The organism is Mycobacterium sp. 1245801.1 (genome assembly GCF_001673055.1).
GTDB classification, from domain to species: domain Bacteria; phylum Actinomycetota; class Actinomycetes; order Mycobacteriales; family Mycobacteriaceae; genus Mycobacterium; species Mycobacterium europaeum_A.
In genome coordinates, this window is the sequence record NZ_LZKY01000162.1 from 1 (window position 1) to 981 (window position 981).

Sequence of the window (981 nt, forward strand, 5' to 3'; positions counted from 1 at the left end):
TTCTCCAGGTCGCTACCGATTTTGGGCAACTGCTCGGACTGTGCACCAAGCGATTTGACGAGCCGCTGCACTTCAGCGGAGCCGTTGATCGGGTGATCACCGTTCTGGTGATTCCAGGCCATGTCGAAGCGCTTGCGGGCCTGTTCGAATTCTTCTTGGGCTGCGGTGGAGCATCGGCCGGCAGCATGGAAAGCCTCTGCCAGTTGAGAGATCTGAAAAGGGCTACCGGCCTGCAAGCTCTGGTTGATCGCCCATGGGTCACCGCCAGCTCTGGCGATGAGATCGCCAATGCTTAGCTCGATCAGTTGCATCGCACCACCCGCCAACCCGCCGTCTATGCTTCCGACCAGCTACGACGCTACCTCTAGTGGTATCCGGTCATGTCAGTTCCGGACGCAGCGCCTCACTGCTGTCGCTCCTCGCGAAGCTGGTCGATCAGGGTGGTACTCGGTGCGTGATCATTTGCCACCAAAGCCGCGCACCAAGCGCGCGACACCAACTGCAGATCGGCGTCAATCGCTTCGATATCGCGCATGTCCGAATGCTAAGCCGAGGCAGCGCTTCGCTCACTTCACCCCGGCGAACGGCGCAGATTCTTTATCTCGAAGGTGACTGATCGCTGGCGTAAGACCACCGACTTTATGCGGCCGTCAGCATCGGTTTGAGGCAGATCGTCGTCGGACCGGCCTGACGTCGCTGGGATTCGCTAGTGAGATGAAGCCGTGTCTGCGCTGCGTCGAGGCTAGTACATAGTGAATAGCGGCCAACGGCGTCCGCCCGTAATTTTCTACCCATGCGAGACCTCGCGACCATCGATGGCGAATCCGCCTGGTGACGCGAGCGCGCCTAGCGGCTCGATAACTCTGCGACGGCATTCCAGTACCACATTGATCGATCAGGCGCTCGACGAGCGAACGGCGGCAAATTGCACCGCAGCGTCGGCTTGAACCGGCGTGGAGAGGTTACCAGCGGTCACGCGGG

General features: G+C 60.2%; 1 protein-coding gene and 1 pseudogene. Both read right to left on the bottom strand.

Features of this window, described 5'->3' with window-relative positions; all coding sequences use genetic code 11:
* Nucleotides 1–311 (bottom strand): annotated as a pseudogene (locus A5622_RS10300) (hypothetical protein); the annotation flags it as partial.
* Between the two features lie 92 nt (nucleotides 312–403).
* Nucleotides 404–535, bottom strand: coding sequence for a hypothetical protein (locus A5622_RS30470; RefSeq protein ID WP_255361663.1), 132 nt, complete (start codon nucleotides 533–535; stop codon nucleotides 404–406).
* Nucleotides 536–981: the final 446 nt, after the last annotated feature.

Coding starts and splice junctions, on each gene's coding strand:
- A5622_RS30470 (WP_255361663.1), bottom strand. CDS start 535: ATGCGCGATATCGAAGCGATTGACGCCGATCTGCAGTTGGTGTCGCGC.